This window comes from Flavobacterium sp. (genome assembly GCF_034111225.1).
Taxonomy (GTDB): Bacteria; Bacteroidota; Bacteroidia; order Flavobacteriales; family Flavobacteriaceae; genus Flavobacterium.
Window position 1 is genome coordinate 235,334 of the sequence record NZ_JAWUXR010000006.1, and the last position, 13,912, is coordinate 249,245.

Annotated in this window: 12 protein-coding genes; all 12 read right to left on the reverse strand. The window is 29.6% G+C overall.

Going from position 1 to position 13,912, the window contains the following annotated elements:
• Nucleotide 1 precedes the first annotated feature (1 nt).
• Entirely contained in the window at nt 2–2,371 is a 2,370-nt protein-coding gene (locus UXY25_RS03130; protein WP_320814543.1) for a polysaccharide biosynthesis tyrosine autokinase, read from the reverse strand.
• A gap of 4 nt (nt 2,372–2,375) precedes the next feature.
• On the reverse strand, nt 2,376–3,134 hold the full coding sequence (locus tag UXY25_RS03135) for a polysaccharide biosynthesis/export family protein (RefSeq protein ID WP_320814544.1): 759 nt from the start codon (nt 3,132–3,134) through the stop codon (nt 2,376–2,378).
• 50 nt (nt 3,135–3,184) lie between these two features.
• The gene (locus UXY25_RS03140) at nt 3,185–5,104 is read right to left on the reverse strand and encodes a nucleoside-diphosphate sugar epimerase/dehydratase (protein WP_320814545.1); all 1,920 of its coding nucleotides are present in this window, start codon (nt 5,102–5,104) and stop codon (nt 3,185–3,187) included.
• Nucleotides 5,105–5,240: 136 nt separating this feature from the next.
• Nucleotides 5,241–6,365 (reverse strand): DegT/DnrJ/EryC1/StrS family aminotransferase, encoded by a 1,125-nt coding sequence (locus UXY25_RS03145; RefSeq protein WP_320814546.1) that lies wholly within the window; start codon nt 6,363–6,365, stop codon nt 5,241–5,243.
• Nucleotides 6,365–7,009, reverse strand: coding sequence for a NeuD/PglB/VioB family sugar acetyltransferase (locus UXY25_RS03150; RefSeq protein WP_320814547.1), 645 nt, complete (start codon nt 7,007–7,009; stop codon nt 6,365–6,367). The genes UXY25_RS03145 and UXY25_RS03150 overlap by 1 nt, the downstream gene beginning before the upstream one ends.
• Nucleotides 7,010–7,019: 10 nt before the next feature.
• On the reverse strand, nt 7,020–7,625 hold the full coding sequence (locus UXY25_RS03155) for a sugar transferase (RefSeq protein ID WP_320814548.1): 606 nt from the start codon (nt 7,623–7,625) through the stop codon (nt 7,020–7,022).
• Nucleotides 7,618–8,811 (reverse strand): glycosyltransferase family 4 protein, encoded by a 1,194-nt coding sequence (locus tag UXY25_RS03160; RefSeq protein WP_320814549.1) that lies wholly within the window; start codon nt 8,809–8,811, stop codon nt 7,618–7,620. Before UXY25_RS03160 ends, UXY25_RS03155 begins: the two co-directional genes overlap by 8 nt.
• Before the next feature lie 176 nt (nt 8,812–8,987).
• Nucleotides 8,988–9,236 carry a four helix bundle protein gene (locus tag UXY25_RS03165; RefSeq protein ID WP_320814550.1) on the reverse strand — a complete coding sequence of 83 codons (249 nt, stop codon included), beginning with the start codon at nt 9,234–9,236 and terminating at the stop codon, nt 8,988–8,990.
• Nucleotides 9,237–9,262: 26 nt separating this feature from the next.
• The gene (wecB, locus tag UXY25_RS03170; protein WP_320814551.1) at nt 9,263–10,402 is read right to left on the reverse strand and encodes a non-hydrolyzing UDP-N-acetylglucosamine 2-epimerase; all 1,140 of its coding nucleotides are present in this window, start codon (nt 10,400–10,402) and stop codon (nt 9,263–9,265) included.
• Between the two features lie 21 nt (nt 10,403–10,423).
• Nucleotides 10,424–11,542, reverse strand: a complete 1,119-nt coding sequence (locus UXY25_RS03175) for an NAD-dependent epimerase/dehydratase family protein (protein ID WP_320814552.1) — start codon at nt 11,540–11,542, stop codon at nt 10,424–10,426.
• A 1-nt stretch (nt 11,543) separates the two neighbouring features.
• Entirely contained in the window at nt 11,544–12,650 is a 1,107-nt protein-coding gene (locus UXY25_RS03180) for a glycosyltransferase (RefSeq protein ID WP_320814553.1), read from the reverse strand.
• The gene (locus UXY25_RS03185; protein WP_320814554.1) at nt 12,647–13,912 is read right to left on the reverse strand and encodes a hypothetical protein; all 1,266 of its coding nucleotides are present in this window, start codon (nt 13,910–13,912) and stop codon (nt 12,647–12,649) included. Before UXY25_RS03185 ends, UXY25_RS03180 begins: the two co-directional genes overlap by 4 nt.

A 13,912-nucleotide genomic window follows, 5' to 3' on the forward strand; every position in this document is an offset into this window, starting at 1 on the left:
ATTATTTCTTAAAAATATTTTTCCAAGATTTTTTTCTTTCATTTTCAGCTTCATAACCGTAGCCATAACCGTAGCCGTAGCCATATTTTTTACTCGTTACAGAATCGTTTAATAAAATTGACATGTTAGGTAATTTCTTTTCTCTGTATAGTTTTTCCGGAAACTCTAACATCCTTTTATCTAAGAAATTAGCCCTTGCGACATAGACAAATGCATCTGCATTTTTAGCAATAATCAAAGTATCAGTAACTAAACTTACTGGGGCAGTATCGACAATTATATAATCGAATTTATCCTTTAAATAAGTGAACATTTCGTCTACTTTTTTATCCATAAGTAATTCGGCTGGATTTGGAGGAATTATTCCGGCTGGAAGCACATAAAAGGATTCAAAATTATCCATTTTAACAAAATAACTTTCAATATTAGAACCATCGTTGGAAGCTAAATAATTTGTAACACCTCTAGTTGGAACATCTATATATTCATCAAATTTTGGATTTCTAATGTCCATACCCATTAAAAGTACTTTTTTACCCGACAATGCAATTGTTGATGCTAAATTTACGGAAACAAAAGTTTTGCCTTCTTTCGGAAAAGTAGAAGTAAGAAAAATAGTTTTTGCCGTTCCTTGAACATTATTTGTCAATAAGAATTCAAGGTTCGTTCGAACAATTCTAATTGCTTCTGCTATATTGGTTCTACTGTTAGTAGAAACTACTTTTTCCCCTGATTTATTATTTGGAACATCTCCAATGAAGGGAATTGTAGTTGATTTTACGATATCATTTCTAGTCTTAATTTTAGTATCTAATAATGAAAGAACGTATAAAACCGCAAAAGGCAAAAACAAACCTGCAAATATCGCTATAATATAGATTAATGTTCTGTTTGGAAACACAGGGTTTCCAGATGAATGTGCGGCATCGATAACTTTTGCATTTGGTTCTGTAACCGCTAAAGAAATTGCTGTTTCTTCTCTTTTTTCTAAAAGGTATAAATACAAAGCTTCTTTAACTTGCTGTTGTCTTGCTATTATTCTAAATTCTTTTTCTTGAGTTGGAATTTGAGAAATTCTACCTTCTAGAATTGCGTTTTGCCTAGACAAATCATTCTTTTTGATTTGAAGACTCGTTTTCAATTGATTTAGACTCGCTTTCACATTTTCTTTTAATGAAGCTATCTTTTTATCAACAATCAAAACCATTGCGTTTTCAGGTCCGGCAGATTTCAACAACCTATTTCTTTCCAATACCAATAAGTTATACTGTTCAATTAAACCAATTGCATTTACATCTGAAGTTAAAATATTTGCAGGAATTAGATTTTCATTTGAGCTTTTACTCAAATAATCCATCATTGTATTCACTACTTTTAATTGTGTTTCTGTTTCGATTTCGCTTTTTTGAAATTGACTTGCGTTTTCTAAAAACAATCCTGCTTCTGAAGTAATATCGGTAACTTTATTTGCCTTCTTAAAAACTTCAGCATCTTTTTCTACACCTTCTAATTCTTCAGTGATAATTCTTAATCGTTGCTCAATAAACTTTGAAGTATTCTCAGCAATGAAATTTTTATCTTCAATTGCATCTGTATTATAATTTTGAATTAAGGCATTTAAAAAATCTTCCGCTCTATACAAAACTGGGTCAACAATTGACATTTCAACAATACTTGTATATTTACTTAAAGTCATTGCTTGTAAACGAGATTTGTAACTCTCAGCAACTTTAATAACTGGATAAACCTCAACTCGTATTGAATAATTTTCTTTTATCTTATCGGCTTCAAGTTTATTTTTAAGCACAGTGCATTGACCTTCTAAAAATGGAATTTCAGAACCGTATTTAAAATTGCCTATTAATGCTCCTTTATCATTAAATAAATCAAAAGTACTGCCTGAAGTTGAAGTAATTGTAAGTACTTGAGTTTCTTTATAGAACTTTTCAGATTGGTTTGTAAAGAAGAAAGTTACTGGCGAATCTTTATAAATTTCACCATCTTTAATTCTCCCTAAATTTACATATGAAACATTTAAACCCAGATCTTTTATGGTTTTAGCAATTAAAGTTCTCGATTTAATTACTTCTATTTCATTATCTACACTGCTTTTTACATTTTTAAGCATTCCTAAATCTGAAAAAGCAGAAAGTTCTGAAGCTAAACCTCCTTTTCTTTCATCTTTAACAAGTACCATTGCGGTTGCGTTATACATTGGAACAGCGTAACGCAAAAAAGTGTAAGCAATAATTAGGGCAATTGTAACAGAAACTAAAAACCACTTCCAATTGCCTAGATAATGTTCTAATTGCTCTCTTAAATTAACGTTTTTTTCAAAACTATTTTCTGAATTATTACTGTACTCTTGCATTGAATTATCGTATGGTTAAAGCTAATATGGTGACCAATAGTGACAAGGCTGATATACCAATTGCAACATTTGGACCTATAATAGATGAGTTAACTTTAGTCTTGTTGGGTTCAACATAAACCACATCATTTTGGTTTAAATAATAAAAATCGGAATTTATAAAATCTGAATTAGTTAAATCAACTTTATTAATCGTTTTCACACCTTTATCTTCTCTAATTACCAAAACCCCTGTTCTTTTACCGTAAATAGATAAATCGCCAGCTAATGAAATTGCTTCAAGCAATGTTATTCTTTCACTTTGTAAAGGATAAACACCTGGCTTGTTTACTTCACCAATAACGGAAATTTTATAATTTAAAATCCTTAAATTAACTATTGGGTCTTTTATATGAGTACTTAATTTTTGTTTTATCAATTCAACTCCTTCTGTACGAGTTGATCCTTCTAAATGTACTTTCCCAATTACTGGAAATTCAATATTTCCTTCTTGATCTATTAAATAAGTTTGAAGACGTTCTTGAGCCAAACTTACTTCACTATTCCCTTGAAGAATTATAGTTTTTAAATTATAAGGAGCTGCAACTTCAGGATTTACTGAAGAGATGACTATCATTAAAACATCGTCAGTCTGTAATACTGGTTCGTAATTCACCGCAGAAAAATTACCTTTCACATCTTGAAAATAGGCAATTTTCTTTTTTGAAGCACAAGAAGTTAGACTTATTATTATAGCAAAAATTACTACTTTAAAACAATTCATTTTTTTAAACATTTCTACAAATATATAGTTCTTTGCTTTTAATTGCTAAATTAATTATCGAGCTTTTCATATGAAGAATTTAAGCTTTTAAATTCAGGAACCATTATCTTCATTTTTTTAACAATTTCAAAAACATTAAAAGTTGAAATCAACTCTCTTAATGATTCGACTTCTGCATTAATAATTTCGTAATTAAACTCATCTACTTCTTTAGAAATCATTATTTTTTCATGGTGCGTTTTCAATGTCTTAGAGCTATCATTTAGTAACTCTTCATATAATTTTTCTCCAGGTCGCAAACCTACAATTTTCACTTCAATATCTTTATCTGGAACAAAACCTGCCAGCTTTATCATTTTGTGAGCTAAGTCAATTATTTTAACCGGTTTTCCCATGTCAAATATATATATTTCGCCTCCGTTCCCCATAGAACCAGCCTCAAGAACCAGCTGACAAGCTTCGGGAATTGTCATGAAATATCGAATTATATCTGGATGTGTGACTGTTAAAGGTCCGCCTTCTTCAATTTGCTTGGTAAATAACGGCACTACTGAACCGTTTGAGCCCAAAACATTTCCAAAACGAGTCGTTATTATTTTTGTTTTTAATGTTTCGTTTTTTCCAATTTTAAAAGCCAAAGACTGCACATATTGTTCTGCAATTCTTTTACTCGCACCCATTATATTACTTGGGTTAACCGCTTTATCAGTTGAAATCATTACAAATGATTCTACTGAATGCTTCACAGATAAATCAACTGTGTTTTTAGTGCCAATTATATTGGTATAAACCGCTTGATAAGGATTATCTTCCATTAATGGAACATGTTTATAAGCCGCAGCATGATAGACTACCTGAGGCTTGTATTCATTGAAAATAAAATCCATCATTTGCATGTCTTTTACATCAGCAACGTAAGGAATTATTTTAATGTGCTTCACATTCTTAACGATTCCCGTAACTAAATCATAAAGTGGTGTTTCCGCCTGGTCTATTAGTAGTATTGATTCAGGATTAAAATTAATTATCTGAGATACTATTTCACTACCTATAGAACCTGCAGCACCCGTAATTAAAACTTTCTTCCCTTTTAATTGATTTGATATTTGAATTGTATTTAATTGTATCGGTTTTCTCTCCAACAAATCATTAATATCAAAACTCTTTAAGTTTTTAGAAAGTTCTTTTTGGTCTTCCCAATCTTTTACTTTTTCAAGTGTTAGTACTTTAAAATTATTATCCAAGCAATCATCAACAATTTTTATTTGTTGCTTTTTACTCAACATTCTATCCGTTATAATTAAAGCTTGCGCATTAAAATTATCTAATATGGCAGATATATCTTGAACATTATTAACTATTGGCAAACCTAAAAGTTGCCTTACATCATTTGAATTACTATTGTCAACAAATGCAACAACTCTATATTTTCTAGGTTGCTCTAAATTTAAAGAATTAGCAACAGCAACAGCATTACTATCATTTCCAAAAATTACTACACGCTGTTCTTTACCTAAATTACCATATTCAATATACTTTTCATAGACAAACTTAACTCCAACCCTAAATAAGAAAAGCAGCAAAAATGAAATGATGAAATGAATCAATAGAACTGGAAAGAGAAATATTTTATTTCCAGTTATAAAAAAATGAGTGTAATTTAAAGTTATTAATGCTAAAAAAGAGGCGAAAGTTGCTGCCAATAACTTTAAAGCATCTATAAAACTCGAATGTCTAATAATACCCGCATAAGTTCTAAATGCAAAAAAGAAAAAAACATAGGTAAAAACAGTTATAAGATACCTTGAAAGAACCGAATAAGTATCGTAGTACTTAAATGTTAAATTAGCAACAATAAAATAGGTTACAATACTAGCAAAAAGCACAATAGAAACATCAATACAAAAAACAATCCATCGAGGTAAATAACCTAGATTAGAGAATCTGTTTTCTAATAAAAGTTTCGACACTTTTTTAAAAAAAGAACTTGTAGATGTATGTTCATTTTTTACCACTATAATTTAAATTTAAAAGAATTGGGGTAACAAAAATATTAAACTTATTTAGTTAAAAGCCTTATTTACATATTAATCTCAGAATTACTTTTTAAAAAAAAGCATCTAAAGCAACTTCTATTCTATTCCTTTCATCTAAAGACAAGTTAGAACCTGAAGGCAAACATAGCCCTCTTTCAAATAAATCTTCCGAAGTGCCGTTACCGAAAAAAGGATATTTTTCAAATATAGGCTGCAAATGCATTGGCTTCCACAAAGGTCTAGATTCAATATTCTCTATTTCAAGAGCCAACCTTAAAGCTTCTCTTTGATTATAAGATTTTAAAACAATTGCACTTAACCAATGATTAGAATAAAATTTACCAGAAGGTTCTTGTAAAACTAGTACATCATTTATTTTAGAAAAAAAGTTTACATAAAATTGATTCATTTTTCTGCGCAACTCAACATGAGCATCTAACACTTCCATTTGACCACGACCAATTCCCGCACAAATATTACTCATTCGATAATTATAACCTACTTCGCTATGTTGATAATGTGGTGCATTATCTCGTGATTGAGTGGCAAAAAATACTGTTTTATCTTTTACCGTTTTATTTTTAGTCACCAAAGCGCCTCCACCAGAAGTGGTAATGATTTTATTTCCATTGAATGATAAAACAGAAATATCCCCGAACGTCCCACATTTTTGATCATTGTATGAACTCCCTAATGCTTCAGCACTATCTTCTAAAATAGGAATTTGAAAGGCATCAGCTACAGCTCTTATTTCATCTATTTTATAAGGCATTCCATATAAATGAACAGCAATAATAGCTTTTGGTTTTTTACCTTTTGCAATACAGCTTTCAATTGCTTCTTTCAAAGCAGTTGGACACATATTCCAAGTATCCATTTCACTATCTATAAAAACAGGAATGGCATTTTGATATAAAATGGGATTTGCTGATGCCGAAAAAGTCATGCTTTGACAAATAACAAAATCATCTTTTTTAACATCTAAAAGCATTAACCCAAGATGTAAAGCTGCTGTTCCAGAACTTAAAGCTGCAACAAAAACATCTTCTTTTAAATACTTTTCTAAATCTCTTTCGAAACCATTTACATTTGGACCTAAAGGAGCAATCCAATTTTTATCAAATGCTTCATTTATATATTTCTGTTCATTGCCTCCCATGTGTGGAGAAGACAACCAAATTTTTGACTTTTCCATTATTCGTAAAATTTTAATGGTTTTGCAGGAATACCTATTGCTGTACAATTTGCAGGAATAGATTTAGACACAACTGCTCCAGCTCCTATAATAGTATTCTCACCTATTGAAACTTGATTGATTATTTTTGCTCCTGTACCAATATATACCGCTTTTTCAATTATAACTTCTCCTGAAATATTACATCCTGGCATAATTGAAACGAAATCTTTTAAAATACTATCGTGACCAATTGTACATGCTAAATTAACCGTAACAAAATTGTGAATAGCAATGTTACACGTGATAATTGAACCTGCACAAACAACAACTCCTTTACCAAATTGAACCTCATCTTCTCCAATTAATACTGAAGGATGAATTAATGATTCAAATATTAAATTAGTGTTATTTAATTCTTGAATTACTTTTTGCTTATAAACAGGATTACCTAATCCTAATCCAATATAAGTTGTTTCTTTTATAAGATTTAGATCTGAAATTGAACCTAAAACAGGAAAACCATTTATTAGGGTTCCTTTTTCTATTCCATCATCATAATAGCCCAAAAACACATATTGTTTTGTAGTAGTATTGATTTGATCAATGAGCATTTTAACTTCTCTTCCGAAGCCTCCTGCACCAATTATTATTATATTTTTCATTGTAGGTAGGTTAATATTGTCCGTTAAACGGTTCGATTGTGGCGGCATCTTTAGCATTTATTCCTTCGCTAATAACTATTTTTTTTAAGGTTAATAAAAGTATTTTAAAATCTAAAGTAAAAGAAACATGGTTTACATAAAACACATCTAATTCAAATTTTTTATCCCAATCAATTGCATTTCTTCCGTTTACTTGGGCCCAACCAGTAATTCCAGGTTTAATTTCGTGTCTTCTATTTTGAAAATCGGAATACAAATGTACATAATCAGTTAACAAAGGTCTTGGACCAATTAAACTCATGTCTCCTTTTATGACATTAAGCAATTGAGGCATTTCATCTAGTGATGTTTTACGAACAAATTTCCCAACAGTCGTTAATCGTTCAGAATCATGAAGCAATTTACCATCATTATCCTTTTTATCGTTCATTGTTTTGAACTTAATAATTTTAAAAACCTCACAGTTTTTACCAGGTCGCTTTTGTATAAAAAAAGGTTTCCCATTATTGGCAATAAATAGTAAAATAGTAATGATACTAAACAAGGGAAACAAAAGGACAAAGCCAATCGTTGCTGCTAAAAAATCAAATACTATTTTAAAGTAGTTTTTATACACTTATTACTCTTTTTATGGTAGAATACGTATGAAAAGGGGTAACGTTATCTACAAAATACTGATATCCTTTTTCTCCCATTTGATTACAAACAGTCTTATTTGCTCTAAGATAATCAATTTTTTGCTTAATTTCAATAGGTTCATTTGCAACTGCCCATACGCCAGCACCTATTTCATCCTGAATTATAGTTCCATAATCTGTATTTCTATCAACAGCAGCAATAATAGGTATTTTGGCATTAAAATAACTCAATGATTTAGAGGGTATATTGGGTATTGTAAAGTCTTCACTTAAAGAAATCAAACCGGCATTTGCAACGGCAATAATATTTTGATAATCTTCTCTTGGCAAAGAGTTCATAATGACAACGTTATTCAATTTCATTTGAATACATAATTGTTCTATCTTTTGTTTTTCTGTTCCATTACCAACAATGAAAAATAACACCTCATCATTTTCATTATATAATTTAGCAACTTCTAAGATGTTTTCTAATTTTTGAGGCAAACCAATATTTCCTCCAAAAATAATTACAAATTTATTGTCAAAATTATATTTTTTACGCAATGCTGCTTTGTCTCCATCGAACAAAGGCATTACTTTTTGCCAATTTTGTAAAAGATGTAATTTTTGCTTTTGAACATCCTTATTATGATTCAACACATAGTCAATATTTCCTCGTGACATACAACCAATAAAGTCTGACTCCTCGTAAAGTTTTTTCTCTTTTTTTCTGAAGAAATCATAAAGCAATCCACCTTTAGTTATCATTTTTAAATCGACTGCATTTTGTGGAAAAATATCTCTTAATATTAAATATAATTTAGAACTGTATTTTTTCTTTAACCATACTGCAACGTCTACTAAACTAATAGGTGGGGTTGGCATTAAAATTAAATCTAAATCTTCTTGTAGAAAATATTTTTTAATTGCTTTTTTATATTGAAAAGACAATAAAACATTTGCTATTCCTTTTCTAATAGGGTTGACATTTAAAAGAGGTAGTGTTTTTACACGAATAATATTTATTCCATCTTCATTTAGCAAACCTACTCTAACATCAACCATTGGGGCAATTACAAAAACATCATGACCTTGATCACGAAATTCCTCCATTAAATCTGTATACAGATTACTGGATTGTCCAATTTTAGGAAAAGTTAAAGCAAGGAATAAGATTTTCATATAGATAAAGAGCCAAGGGAAAAGTGTAAAGGAAAAAGTGTAAAGTGTAAAGGAAAAAACATCATAACTTTATATTATTTAGAAATTGATTTAGTAACTATTGCACCTAGAATATTTTTTATTTCTTTACTTTATTGGATTAAAATTTCAAGTGGTTCGTCATCTTTTTCGGATAATTATTTTAATATTCTCAACCAATAATTCGACTCTCTTGCTTCTCTTAATGAAATCTTTACTTTATTAGTAAAATCTGCTTTTGAAGATCCAGCTTGAGACTCTTCATAGTTCGCACCAACCGAAGTGCAAGATTTACCTAATTGAAATCGGATTAAGTTATTTTCTTGATTATGTTCTAGTTTTCTTAAATATTTTAAACAAGCAACCCCAATGTCAAAAGTCCTTTTTAATAAATCATTCTCTTTCATATTCCTTTTTACTTTTTACTTTTCACTTAAACATTCTTAGACCAAACTACTCGATTCACATAGTCGGTATAGCTTAAAATAATTCGAATTACTTTTTCAGAAACATTAGGCATACTATAATCTTCGACAAGTCTTAAATTTCTTTCAACTCCTCTTTTTTGAGACTTTAACTCTGTTAATCCTTGCATAATTCTCTCAGGAGAAAGTCCTACCATCATTACTGAAGCTTCTTCCATTGCTTCTGGTCTTTCATGAGCTTGTCTAATATTCAATGCAGGGAAATTTAAAATAGATGATTCTTCCGAAATAGTACCACTATCAGACAATACAGCTAAAGAATGCATTTGTAAAGCGTTGTAATCATGAAAGCCCATTGGTTTTAAAAATTGAATATTGGAATGCACTTTTACATTCTTACTCTCAATCATGTTTCGAGTTCGTGGATGTGTACTTACTATTATTGGGTAATTATACGTTTCTGCTATTAAATTTAAGCTCTCTATTAAACCGTTAAAGTTTGCAGGGTTGTTAATATTCTCTTCACGATGAGAAGATACTACAAAGTATTTTTGCGGGTCTAGTTTTAATTGTTCAAGGATTGAAGACTTTTTAATTTGAGGCAAATAATGATGTAACACTTCAAATATTGGAGAACCAGTTTTAATTATCCTATCTGCAGGAAAACCTTCTCTTAATAAATATTCTCTAGCAATGGAACTGTATGTTAAATTGATGTCTGATATATGGTCTACTATCTTTCTATTGGTTTCTTCAGGAACTCTTTGATCAAAACAACGATTCCCAGCTTCCATATGAAATATTGGAATTTGGCGTTTTTTAGCAGGAATAGCGCACAAACAACTGTTTGTATCTCCTAAAACTAAAAAAGCATCGGGTTTTATATCTTCTAGAATAGGGTCAATTTTAATTAATATTTGCCCTACAGTTTCAGTAGCTGAAGCACCTGCAGCATTCAAAAAATAATCGGGTTTACGAATGCCTAAATCTTCAAAAAATATTTGATTTAGCTCATAATCATAATTTTGCCCGGTATGAATTATAACATGCTCAATAGCTTCAGAATTATCTAAAACACTTATTGTTCGAGATAATCTAATAATCTCAGGTCTCGTACCTACAACTGTAACAACTTTTAATTTTTTCATTTAACTATTGTATTAATTTGTCTAAACTTCTTGGAAATAAGTATCTGCATTATCTGGATCATACGCTTCATTTATCCAAAAGTTAGTATATAAAACATCGCTTCCAATATTTTTAATATTATGTGTGTACCAAATAGGCATATCTACATAAGAAGGAATTTCTCCGTCTAATTCAAAATTCAAAACCTCATTTGTTCCAATTTTTCTTAACTGAATTAACGCTTTCCCTTTAATTACTGTAAAACGCTCAATTTTACGGGTATGGAAATGATTTCCTCTTGTAATTCCCGGAACTGTTGTTGAAAAAGAAAATTGACCACCAATTTCTGGGCGAATTATTTCTACAAAACTACCTCTATTGTCTGTATGTTGTGTTAATAATACAGGATAGTGGTTTTTTAGATCTATAAAACTTCTGAATGTATTAAACAATTGTAATTCAAACTTTGAATTTAAACTTGGCACATTACCATTGTCTAAATATTCGTTTTTAAAGATATTCAATAGTTGGAGAACTTCTGAAACTTTTAATTCGGTTGTATATGAAACCTTAAATTTACCCAAATTAGTATTTTCATCTATTTGGTCTAAAATAGTTTGGATCACTTCATCAACATAAACTAATCTTAAAACACCATCAACATTTATTTCAGGAACTCCATTATGCGTTAATTGATGACAAAATGTTGCAACAACTGAATTATAGAAAGGTTTTCCAAAAGGGCCGAAAACATTAGGAATTACAAGACCTGTAAAAATAGCACCGCTATTTTTAGACCATTTTGCTAATAATTCTCTTCCTGTTTTTTTGGACTTACCATAAAACTCATCTCTATCTTCATGAATTGTTGAAGAAAAAATTACATGTGGTTTAGATTTTGTTCTTTCTAAAGAATCAATTAAAGATTTGACAATGCCAATATTGGTTTGATACACTATATTTAAATCCTCTAATCTATTTAATCCTGCTAAATTGACAATCACATCACATTTACAAACAAACTCATCCATTAAATTTGAGTCAGCAAATAATTTTCTGTCTGATTCAATTTCAACAAATTTCTCAGGAAACAATTTTAAATGTCTTGAAAGCGCATCTCCTAAAAAACCATTCCTTCCTAATACCCCAACTTTCTTCACCTTAATTTGTAATTATCGTTATATATTTTTTTGCTCTTTGACTTGAATTATCATAAACATTCAATCGTTCTATTCCTTTATGTATTAATTCTTCTTGCTTATTAGTATCTGTTGCTAATTTATACATAACATCTGCTATATTTTCAGGATCCATTGGATTAAAATAAACCGCTGCATCTTTACATATTCTGGTTGCAAATGACAAATTAGAGGTTAAAATTGGCTTCTGCATAACCATTGCTTCGCAATATGAAGCAGAAAAACACTCTAACAATGTTGGTAAAAATAAGAAATCGCATTGAGAATATAAATTCGGGCATTGATTAATTGAAACTTTACCTATAAAAGTAATATATTGAGTGAGATTTATTGGTTTTAAACTAAATTCATCTTCGGAAATTGTAAGAAAAAAATTGAATTTAAATTGGGGATATTTATTTAAAAGAATTGGAATAACTTTTTTTAAAATTTCTAAATTCTTATGAGGGTAATTTGCACTAATAGTTAAGAATTTGAAACCATCCTTTTTTGAGATATCAATAGAAGTATCCCATTTTGAAGTATCTAAAAAAACCTGATTAAAATAATTAGTAACCGTATGAGTCGTTTTATTTATTTTTTTTCGCAAACGAATAGAAACATCTTCGTTTTCTGTAATTATTACATCGGTATGTTTTTGAAAAGAGTGCATGTGTAAAAATTCAAGTCCTTTTAGCTTTATTATCTCTTTTAAAGAAAGTGTTTTAAAAAAAGGGGACTCTTTGTAAATATAATCGGGTTTTGCAAAGCCACAAATATGTTTTGCTTTAGGCTTCCAATAAGTAGGTCCGAAAACTGAAAAAACACGATCTGCTTTAAAGTTTTTTTCAATTGCATTCAATTCAGCATCATTCCCAAATAAAGCCCTAATTACTGTGGGTTGAATGGAATATACTTGAAATGAAAAATTTGGCAAAAAAGCAGATTGATCTATTTGAACATTCAATGTTTCAGATAAAACCACATGAAATTCATGTTCAACATTATTACAAATTTCATTTAAAAACGAATGAGCAACTTGCAATCCGCCTCCAACTTTTAAGTTAGAACAATTTATAAGGATTCTCATTTTACAGGAATTGGTTTTTTAATAAAAAACAACAACATTAAGGGCAAGTAATTTAAAATTGGAAATAATATTAATGAAATTAATCCATCTCTCCAAACCTGAAACAATACCATATTAAAAAGAAGTAATAATAAGAAACCCTTATGTTTATAATTTACATTTGAAAAGGTATTATACAAATAAGAATACCACCTAGCCACTAAAAAAGAAATAATAAATACGCCAAAGTACCTGAAATTAGCATACGATTCTCCACTAATAATTGATATTTGCCCCATTTCACCAAACTCTCTTCCTGAAACCTCAATATCATATTGCCATTGATTTAATCTAGGCTTGCTTTTCCAAAAATCTTTGGGAATCCAAAAGAAAAATATAGGTTCATATGTTTTACCATAAAAAATAATATTCTTCATGTCTATTGCACCAATCATAGCGGCACTTTGCTCAATAAAAGATAAATCACCCGATTCACCTGAAGAAAACTCCTCGTAAGACTCATCCAACACATTTACAATATCTACACTTCCATTTTCTTGAAAAGATTTCCCTATTTCTTTTAATGGAAAACTAAGCAATATAACTACAAACCCAAGAACTATAAATTTTAATGGAGGTAATTTTAAATTTTTAGTTTTTAAATAATACATTAATAAAAAAACCAAAGGCAATATTACCCTATATCTATTTGCTCCTTGAACTGCATAGACCAAAACCATTGCGATAAAAAACACCATGTATTTTTTTTGAAAACCAAATTCATACAATAAGATAACAGATGATATAATACCTAAACTTGTTAAGATATTTGTATAGGTATTTCCTTCAAATTCTTCTGAATCAATTCCTGGCAAAAAAGCATACGTAAGCATTCCAATAAAACCAAGTACTACTACAATATTGAGATAAATTCTTAATGCGTTTTTCCTGCCTTCTTTTAGTTTTTTATATTTTTCAATTAGCTTTTTCCCATTTGCTTTAAATGATCTTGTAAACATATAAAAACCAGCAAAAAATGAAACCAAAGACAAATCAGCAAGGAAAATTGCTTTATCAATTTCTTCAAGAGTTACAAAGGTTGCATACCATCGATTTGATATGATAATGGAGTTAAGAAAAAATATTTGAACACTACGAAAAGTAACAAAGAAAAGATGAATTACTAAATAGAGAAATGTTGGGTTTAGAAAATTTAATTGCTTTTCCTTTACGAGGTAAATCGAAAGAAAAATTACAATTAAAATGTCTAAATATATACTCAT

Bases quoted from the DNA above. Each gene is read 5' to 3' on its own strand.
- UXY25_RS03145 (WP_320814546.1), bottom strand. From the start codon at position 6,365: ATGGAAAAGTCAAAAATTTGGTTGTCTTCTCCACACATGGGAGGCAAT.
- UXY25_RS03180 (WP_320814553.1), bottom strand. From the start codon at position 12,650: ATGAGAATCCTTATAAATTGTTCTAACTTAAAAGTTGGAGGCGGATTG.
- UXY25_RS03185 (WP_320814554.1), bottom strand. From the start codon at position 13,912: ATGAGTATATATTTAGACATTTTAATTGTAATTTTTCTTTCGATTTAC.
- UXY25_RS03160 (WP_320814549.1), bottom strand. From the start codon at position 8,811: ATGAAAATCTTATTCCTTGCTTTAACTTTTCCTAAAATTGGACAATCC.
- wecB (WP_320814551.1), bottom strand. From the start codon at position 10,402: ATGAAAAAATTAAAAGTTGTTACAGTTGTAGGTACGAGACCTGAGATT.
- UXY25_RS03130 (WP_320814543.1), bottom strand. From the start codon at position 2,371: ATGCAAGAGTACAGTAATAATTCAGAAAATAGTTTTGAAAAAAACGTT.
- UXY25_RS03165 (WP_320814550.1), bottom strand. From the start codon at position 9,236: ATGAAAGAGAATGATTTATTAAAAAGGACTTTTGACATTGGGGTTGCT.
- UXY25_RS03150 (WP_320814547.1), bottom strand. From the start codon at position 7,009: ATGAAAAATATAATAATAATTGGTGCAGGAGGCTTCGGAAGAGAAGTT.
- UXY25_RS03135 (WP_320814544.1), bottom strand. From the start codon at position 3,134: ATGAATTGTTTTAAAGTAGTAATTTTTGCTATAATAATAAGTCTAACT.